Genomic DNA, 7,713 nt, shown 5'->3' on the forward strand with positions numbered 1-7,713 from the left:
GCAGCGCGTCGAGCGCCGCGCGGATGCGCGGTTCGCCCGCGCCGAGGTCGGCGAGTTCGGTGAACAGCGCGGCAGCCGCGTCGGGCTCGCGCGACACCGCGCGCAGCACGTCGAGGCACATCACGTTGCCCGAGCCTTCCCAGATCGAGTTGACGGGCGCCTCGCGGAACAGCCGCGCGATCGGGCCGTCGTCGACATAGCCGTTGCCGCCGAACACTTCCATCACCTCGCCGGTCAGCTCGACAGCGCGCTTGCACACCCAGAATTTCGCGGCGGGCGTGACGATGCGCTTCCATGCGCGTTCGCGCGGCGAGTCGTCGCGCTCGAACGCGTCGGCCAGACGCATCGCCAGCACGAGCGCGGCTTCGCTTTCGAGCGCGAGATCGGCCAGCACGGTGCGCATCAGCGGCTGTTCGGCGAGCGCGCGGCCGAATGCATGGCGCTGGCGCGTGTACGCGATCGCCTGCACGACGCCCTGGCGCAGCATCGCCGCACTGCCGAGCACGCAGTTCAGCCGCGTGTAGGTAGCCATCTCGATGATGGTCGGAATGCCGCGTCCTTCGTCGCCGAGCATGATGCCCCACGCGTCGTTCAGCTCGATCTCGCTGCTCGAGTTGCTGCGGTTGCCGACCTTGTCCTTCAGCCGCTGGATCTCGACCGCGTTCTTCGTGCCGTCCGGCCGCCAGCGCGGCACGTAGAAACACGACGGGCCGCCGCCTTCGGTCTGCGCGACGACGAGGTGCGCATCGCACATCGGCGCGGAGAAAAACCACTTGTGGCCGCGCAGCCGGTATTCGCCGCCGCGCCCGCCCGCGCCGACGGCGGTCGCGAGCGTCGTGTTCGCGCGTACGTCAGAGCCGCCCTGTTTCTCGGTCATGCCCATGCCGAACCAGATCGAGCGCTTGTCGGCGACCGGCACGTCGCGCGGATCGTAGTCGTCGCTGTAGAGCTTGTCGCGCAGCAGCGCCCACAGCGCGGGCTCCTTCTGCAGCACCGGGATCGCGGCCTGCGTCATCGTCGCGGGGCACAGCGTGCCGGCCTCGATCTGGCCATGCAGGTAGAAGCCGGCCGCGGTCGCGGCCCAGCGGCCGCGGCGCGACTCGCGGAACGCGAGCGACACGAAGCCTTCCCGGCGGTACCGGCCGAGCAGCGCGTGCCACGCCGGGTGAAAGTCGACGCGGTCGATGCGCCGGCCGCGCCGGTCGAACGTGTTCAGTTCCGGCGTGTGACGGTTCGCTTCGTCGGCAAGCCGCGCGGTGTCGGCGCTGCCGAGCCATGCGCCGTATGCGTCGAGCTGCGGCACGGCCCATTCGGCGCCCGCGCGGGTGAGCGCGTCGCGCAGCGCGATGTCCGTCGTGAAGAGGTTATAGTCGACCAGTTCGTCGAACTGGTTCGTGACGGCGTGAGTCGATTCGGTCATCGAAGTTGTCTCCGGTCTCATGCTTCGCGGGCGGCCGGCGTCATGCCGCCCGGATGACGCTTCGGCGCCGGTTCCGGCCCCCGGTAAAACGCATGCCCTGCTGATTTCCAGAGTAGCAAATATGCCGCCGCGACATGTTCAGGTTCCGGCGCCGCCCGGCCAGCCGGCGGCGCAACCCGCGCCCGCGTTGCGCCGCCGGCCGCGCCAGTCGCGCGCGCAGGCGAGTTCCGACGCGCTGCAGCAGGCGTTCGTTCAGCTTTTGCTCGAACGCGGCTACGCGAAAGCGACGATCCGCGAGATCGCGGCCGTCGCGGGCGTCAGCATCGGCACCTTCTACGAGTATTTCGGCGACAAGCAGAGCCTCGCGGCGCTCTGCATCCATCGGCACGTGCTGGCGCTGGCCGACCGGCTGCGCGACGCGGTGGCGGGGCTGTGCGGCGCGCCGCGGGCCGAACTCGCCGCCGCGCTCGTCGACCTGCAGGTCGACGCGATCGGCGCCGATGCGGCGCTGTGGGGCGCGCTCTTCGCGCTGGAGCGGCAGGTGTCGCCGCTCGCCGCCTACCGCCGGCATTACGACGCGTACGTCGCGCTGTGGCGCGACGCGCTCGCGCACGCGGCCGATCCGCCGCCGGCCGCGCGGCTCGACGGGATCGCGCGGATGGCGCACACGCTCTGCTACGGCGGGCTCTCGCAGGCGCTGCTGACGCTCGGGCCCGCGTTCGACATCGCCGCGCTGCGTGGCGAATTGCGGGCCGTGCTGCTCGCCTATCTGGCGGCGGCCGGCCGGTAGCATCCCTTTAGGGAAATGCCTGATTCGCATGTCGGCCAGGCAGGCGAGCCTTGCCGCCGTGTGCTTCTCTCCAAGGGCCATGAGAAAAATACATGGCCGCCATGACGAACTTTCGTTTGTCCGCCGATATTGGCTCGGGCTAAATCATGCGGCAGATGCAGGCCGCGCGCGTCGCGCGGGGCCGCCCGAAGGACATCAGAAGGAGGAGTCATGCGAAGCGCCACCGCGCCCCGTTCGAAACTGCCCGACGTCGGGACGACGATCTTCACGGTGATCGGCCAGCTGGCCGCCCGGCACGATGCGCTGAACCTGTCGCAGGGGGCGCCGAATTTCGCGCCCGATCCGGCGCTCGTCGAAGGCGTCGCGCGCGCGATGCGCGACGGGCACAACCAGTACGCACCGATGGCCGGCGTGATGGCGCTGCGCGAGCGGCTCGCGGAAAAGACCGAGGCGCTGTACGGCGCGCGCTACGACCCGGCCACCGAGATCACGGTGATCGCGAGCGCGAGCGAGGGGCTGTACGCGGCGATCAGCGCGCTCGTGCATCCGGGCGACGAGGTGATCTACTTCGAGCCGTCGTTCGACAGCTATGCGCCGATCGTGCGGCTGCAGGGCGCGACGCCCGTGGCGATCAAGCTGTCGCCGGAGCATTTCCGCGTGAACTGGGATGAAGTGGCGGCCGCGATCACGCCGCGCACGCGGATGATCATCGTCAACACGCCGCACAACCCGACCGCGACCGTGTTCTCGGCCGACGATCTCGAGCGGCTCGCGCAGCTCACGCGCGACACGGGCATCGTCGTGCTGTCCGACGAAGTCTACGAGCACGTCGTGTTCGACGGCGCGCAGCACCAGAGCGTCGCGCGCCACCGCGAGCTGGCCGAGCGCAGCGTGATCGTGTCGTCGTTCGGCAAGTCGTTCCACGTGACCGGCTGGCGGGTCGGCCATTGCCTCGCGCCGGCCGAACTGATGGACGAGATCCGCAAGGTGCACCAGTTCATGGTGTTCTCGGCCGATACGCCGATGCAGATCGCGTTCGCGGAGATCCTTGCGCGGCCGGACAGCTATCTCGGCCTGTCGGCGTTCTACGAGGCCAAGCGCGACCTGCTCGCGCGCGAGCTGGCCGATTCGCGTTTCGAGCTGCTGCCGAGCGAGGGCTCGTTCTTCATGCTCGCGCGTTTCCGGCACTTCTCGGACGAAAGCGACAGCGATTTCGTGCTGCGCCTGATCCGCGACGCGCGTGTCGCGACGATTCCGCTGTCGGCGTTCTACACCGACGGCACCGACGCCGGCGTGATCCGGCTCAGCTTTTCGAAGGACGACGCGACGCTGGTCGAAGGCGCGCGGCGGCTGCGTTCGCTGTAACCCCCGTACGGCATCCGGCCACGGGCATCCGGCGACGGGTACGTCGCATCGACCAGACACAGGAGATCACGATGAAGCACACGGCCACCCTGAAACTCGCGTTCGCACTCGCGTGCGCCATCGGTTCCGGCGCGGCGCTCGCCGATGCGCAGACGCTGCGCTTCGGCCTCGAGGCGCAATACCCGCCGTTCGAATCGAAAGCGCCGAACGGCGACCTGCAGGGCTTCGACATCGACGTCGGCAACGCCGTCTGCCAGACGGCGAAGCTGTCGTGCAAATGGGTCGAGACGTCGTTCGACGGCCTGATTCCCGCGCTGAAGGGCCGCAAGTTCGACGCGATCAACTCGGCGATGAATGCGACCGAGCAGCGGCGCCAGGCGATCGACTTCACGACGATCATCTATCGCGTGCCGACCCAGCTGATCGCGCGCACCGGCAGCGGCCTGCTGCCGACGCCGGAATCGCTGAAGGGCAAGCGGGTCGGCGTGCTGCAGGCGTCGATCCAGGAAACCTTCGCGAAGGCGCACTGGGAGCCGGCCGGCGTCGCGGTCGTCGCGTACCAGGACCAGAACCAGGCGTATGCGGATCTGGTCGCGGGCCGTCTCGACGCGACGCTCGTGCTCGCACCGTCCGGCCAGCGCGGCTTCCTGTCGCGTCCGGACGGCAAGGGCTTTTCGTTCGTCGGCCAGCCCGTGCACGACGACCGGATCCTCGGCAGCGGCATCGCATTCGGGCTGCGCAAGGGCGACAGCGCGCTGAAGGCGAAACTCGATGCGGCGATCGACAAGCTGAAGGCGGACGGCACGGTGAAGTCGCTCGGCCTGAAGTATTTCGGCGATATCGACATTTCGGCGAAGTAAGCGGGGCAGCGCGCGATGCAGAACCGGAACACGCCCGCCGCGGGCGGCGAACCGGCGGGCGCGCCGCTGTCGGGCGACGCGCTCGAAGCCGCGCTCGTCGCCGAACTGGGCGATGCGCTCGTCACGCGCGCGGCCGACATCGATCCGCGTTATTTCACCGCCTACAACGAGCCGGCCGGCGCGCGGCCGCGCGCGCTGGTGCGCCCGCGCAGTGTCGGCGACGTGTCGCGCACGCTTGCGCTGTGCGCGCGGCTCGGCCAGACGGTCGTGCCGCAGGGGGGCCTGACGGGGCTCGCGCGCGGCGCGGTCGCGCTCGGCGGGGAGGTCGTGCTGTCGATGGAACGCTTCGCGGGCGTCGAGGCGCTCGACGCGGCGGCCGGCACGATGACCGTGCGCGCCGGGACGCCGCTGCAGACGGTGCAGGAAGCAGCGGAAGCGGCGGGTTTCACCTTCGGTGTCGATCTCGGCGCACGCGGCTCGTGCCAGATCGGCGGGATGCTCGCGACCAACGCGGGCGGCACGCGCGCGATCCGCTACGGGATGATGCGCGAGCAGGTGCTCGGGCTCGAGGCCGTGCTCGCGGACGGCACGGTCGTGTCGTCGATGAACCGGATGCTGAAGAACAACGCGGGCTACGACCTGAAGCAGCTGTTCATCGGCAGCGAGGGGACGCTCGGCGTCGTCACGCGCGCCGTGCTGCGGCTGCATCCGTTGCTCGCCGCGCCGGCCACGGCGCTCTGCCGCGTGCGCGACTACGACGCGGTCATCGCGCTGTGGAATCGCGTGCGCGTGCTGCCGGAGGTCGTCAGTTTCGAGGCGATGTGGCCGGCGTTCTACGACTACGTCGCGCGCCGCACGCCGGGCGTCTCGGCGCCGTTTGTCGGCGACGACGGCTTCGCGGTGCTGATCGAATGCGCGACGAGCGCACCGGGCGGCGATGCGCATCAGGCGCTGGAAACCGGCCTCGCGGCGGGAATCGAGGCCGGGCTCGTGGAGGATGCGGTGCTCGCGACGTCGGAGCGGCAGGCGCGGGACTTGTGGACGCTGCGCGAAGGCCTCGCGATCGACGCGCTGCCGCATCTGGTCAACTTCGACGTGAGTTTGCCGACCGGCGAACTCGGCGTGTTCGCCGAACGCTGCGAAGCGGCGCTGCGCATGCAATGGCCGGATGCCGTGTGCCTGTTCTTCGGGCACGTCGGCGACGGCAACGTGCATATCGGCGTGTCGCTGGCCGGGATGAGCGATGCGGACGCCGACGCGCTCGATCACTGCGTGTACGCGGTGGTGCGGGACATGGGCGGCTCGGTGTCGGCCGAGCACGGCATCGGTGCACTCAAGCGGCCTTATCTCGCGCACACGCGCAGCGACGCGGAAATCGGGCTGATGCGACGCCTGAAGGCCGCGCTCGATCCGGGCGGCATCCTGAATCCCGGCAAGGTGCTTTGACGGCGGCGTTGCCTGCCGCCGCCGGGCGCCCGCCTGCGTGATTCGTCAGCCGTCCACCCAGCGCAGCGCGCCGATCTTCAGGTGTTCGACGACGCTGCGCGCCCATCCGAGCTCGGCATTGAGCAGCACGAGCGCGTGTTCGTTCTGCAGCAGGAATAGGCGCGGCACCTGGTCGGCCTGCGCGGCGTTGCGCAGCGTTTCGAGGCGCTCGCGCTCGGCGTCGAGCCGGGCGATCCGAAGCTCGAGCTGGTGGCGGGCATCTTCGGCGTCGAGCAGCGGCAGGAAGGCGAGGCCCGCGCCGAACGCCGGGAATTCGCGCGCGGGCTCCGCGAGCAGCGCATGCAGCCACGCCTGCCCGGCCGTGTGCCCGGCCTCGGTCAGCGCATACAGCGTGCGCTCGGGAAACGCGCCATCGCGCTCGGTGTCGTGAACGGCGATCAGCCCGTCGCGCAGCAGCCGGTCGATCGTCTGGTAGAGGCTCGTGCGCTGCCGGACGTTGACGACTTCGTCGTACCCGCGGGCCTTCAGTTGCTGCAGCATCCCGTACGGATGCATCGGCGTTTCGGTGAGCGTCGCGAGGACGGCCAGCGCGAGCGGGGATGGACGACTAGTGGGCATGAATAGTTATCGAATATCTAGTAATAATATAACTATTCTCGACGAAACTATCACATTCCACAAGGGTTTCAGCCGAGGTGCGAGCGTTTCGCGGCCGGTGCGACGGTTTCCATCGTCGCGAGACCGTGCACAATGCCGCAATCCTCGACCGAATGCTCGCCGACGCACTGCCGGCGCAATTCGGTGAGCTGGTCGCGCAGATGCGTGAGTTCCGCGAGGCGCGCATCGACGTGGCCGATGTGTTCGTCGAGCAGCGCATTGATCGAATCGCAGGGATCGGCGGGCGTGTCGGTGAGCTGCAGCAGCGCGCGGATTTCGTCGTGGGCCATGTCGAGTGCGCGGCAGTTGCGGATGAAGCGCAGCCGTTCGACATGCACGTCGGTGTAGTTGCGGTAGTTCGAGTCGGTGCGTTCCGCGTCCGGCATCAGCCCCTCTTTCTCGTAGAAACGGATCGTCTCGGGTGTGCAGCGGGCCGCCTTGGCCAGTTCGCCGATCTTCATTGTCTTTCTCCCGTGCAAGGGTTGACCTTGTAGTGGCTTCAGGGTGTTAACTCTACTCCGTCAAGCCATTGAAAGCCATTGAGGAGGTTGTCATGACCGATGCCCAGCGTACCCACGACCCACGACACCGTCATGCCGGCGGCGCCGATGCGTGCTGCGCCGATTCGCGCGACACGCCGACGGCGACCGTTGCCGACGCGGTGCCGGCGGCCGGCGAGCGCGCGCACGGCCACGACCATGATCACGGCGACCACGGCGACGCGCATCGGCACGGCGCGGCGTGCACGCACGACCACGGCGCGCACGACCCTTCGGATCATGGCCACGATCATGCGGAAGGCAACGGCCATGTACACGGCGACGCGTGCTCTCGCGACCACGGCAAGCACGACCATGCCGGTCACGACCACGACCACGACCACGACCACGACCACGACCACGACCACGACCACGACCACGACCACGCGGCCGGCGACTGCTGCGCGCCTGCCGCGCTGACGCTCGCGCCGCTGCCGGTCGCTCAGGCGACCGCGTCGGGCCACGTGCGCTCCGCGTTCCGGATCATGCAGATGGACTGTCCGACCGAGGAAACGCTGATCCGCAAGAAGCTCGGCGGGATGAGCGAAGTGTCGGCGCTCGAATTCAACCTGATGCAGCGGATGCTGACCGTCGAACACGTGCCGGGCGCCCAGCCGGCGATCGAAGGCGCGATCC

At 69.1% G+C, this 7,713-nt stretch carries 7 protein-coding genes and 1 pseudogene; 5 read left to right on the forward strand and 3 right to left on the reverse strand.

Annotated elements, in window-relative coordinates; all coding sequences use genetic code 11:
* Window positions 1–1,420, reverse strand: a 1,420-nt coding sequence (locus ABY44_RS09715; protein WP_431641152.1) for an acyl-CoA dehydrogenase family protein, incomplete at its 3' end; no start/stop codon positions are given.
* A gap of 121 nt (window positions 1,421–1,541) precedes the next feature.
* Here ABY44_RS09715 and ABY44_RS09720 point away from each other — a divergent pair.
* The 4 genes from ABY44_RS09720 (at window position 1,542) to ABY44_RS09735 (ending at window position 5,881) form a co-directional block, all read left to right on the forward strand.
* Window positions 1,542–2,210 carry a TetR/AcrR family transcriptional regulator gene (locus ABY44_RS09720; RefSeq protein WP_060174956.1) on the forward strand — a complete coding sequence of 223 codons (669 nt, stop codon included), beginning with the start codon at window positions 1,542–1,544 and terminating at the stop codon, window positions 2,208–2,210.
* Between the two features lie 210 nt (window positions 2,211–2,420).
* Entirely contained in the window at window positions 2,421–3,575 is a 1,155-nt protein-coding gene (locus tag ABY44_RS09725) for a pyridoxal phosphate-dependent aminotransferase (protein ID WP_027788697.1), read from the forward strand.
* Window positions 3,576–3,646: 71 nt separating this feature from the next.
* Window positions 3,647–4,435, forward strand: a complete 789-nt coding sequence (locus ABY44_RS09730) for an ABC transporter substrate-binding protein (protein WP_027788696.1) — start codon at window positions 3,647–3,649, stop codon at window positions 4,433–4,435.
* Between the two features lie 15 nt (window positions 4,436–4,450).
* Window positions 4,451–5,881 (forward strand): FAD-binding oxidoreductase, encoded by a 1,431-nt coding sequence (locus tag ABY44_RS09735; RefSeq protein WP_060174957.1) that lies wholly within the window; start codon window positions 4,451–4,453, stop codon window positions 5,879–5,881.
* Between the two features lie 45 nt (window positions 5,882–5,926).
* Here ABY44_RS09735 and ABY44_RS09740 read toward each other — a convergent pair whose 3' ends face one another.
* Both ABY44_RS09740 and cadR read right to left on the reverse strand, forming a co-directional pair.
* The gene (locus ABY44_RS09740; RefSeq protein WP_060174958.1) at window positions 5,927–6,499 is read right to left on the reverse strand and encodes a PadR family transcriptional regulator; all 573 of its coding nucleotides are present in this window, start codon (window positions 6,497–6,499) and stop codon (window positions 5,927–5,929) included.
* Window positions 6,500–6,567: 68 nt separating this feature from the next.
* The gene (cadR, locus tag ABY44_RS09745; RefSeq protein ID WP_014895515.1) at window positions 6,568–6,999 is read right to left on the reverse strand and encodes a Cd(II)/Pb(II)-responsive transcriptional regulator; all 432 of its coding nucleotides are present in this window, start codon (window positions 6,997–6,999) and stop codon (window positions 6,568–6,570) included.
* A 92-nt stretch (window positions 7,000–7,091) separates the two neighbouring features.
* Between cadR and ABY44_RS09750 the strand changes: the two are divergent.
* Window positions 7,092–7,713 (forward strand): annotated as a pseudogene (locus tag ABY44_RS09750) (heavy metal translocating P-type ATPase); the annotation flags it as partial.

Source organism: Burkholderia sp. ZZQ-2, from assembly GCF_050768715.1.
GTDB lineage: Bacteria > Pseudomonadota > Gammaproteobacteria > Burkholderiales > Burkholderiaceae > Burkholderia > Burkholderia cepacia.

What these genes read in the sequence shown, in the direction of transcription:
- ABY44_RS09720 (WP_060174956.1), top strand. Translation starts at nt 1,542, where the DNA reads ATGCCGCCGCGACATGTTCAGGTTCCGGCGCCGCCCGGCCAGCCGGCG.
- ABY44_RS09725 (WP_027788697.1), top strand. Translation starts at nt 2,421, where the DNA reads ATGCGAAGCGCCACCGCGCCCCGTTCGAAACTGCCCGACGTCGGGACG.
- ABY44_RS09730 (WP_027788696.1), top strand. Translation starts at nt 3,647, where the DNA reads ATGAAGCACACGGCCACCCTGAAACTCGCGTTCGCACTCGCGTGCGCC.
- ABY44_RS09735 (WP_060174957.1), top strand. Translation starts at nt 4,451, where the DNA reads ATGCAGAACCGGAACACGCCCGCCGCGGGCGGCGAACCGGCGGGCGCG.
- ABY44_RS09740 (WP_060174958.1), bottom strand. Translation starts at nt 6,499, where the DNA reads ATGCCCACTAGTCGTCCATCCCCGCTCGCGCTGGCCGTCCTCGCGACG.
- cadR (WP_014895515.1), bottom strand. Translation starts at nt 6,999, where the DNA reads ATGAAGATCGGCGAACTGGCCAAGGCGGCCCGCTGCACACCCGAGACG.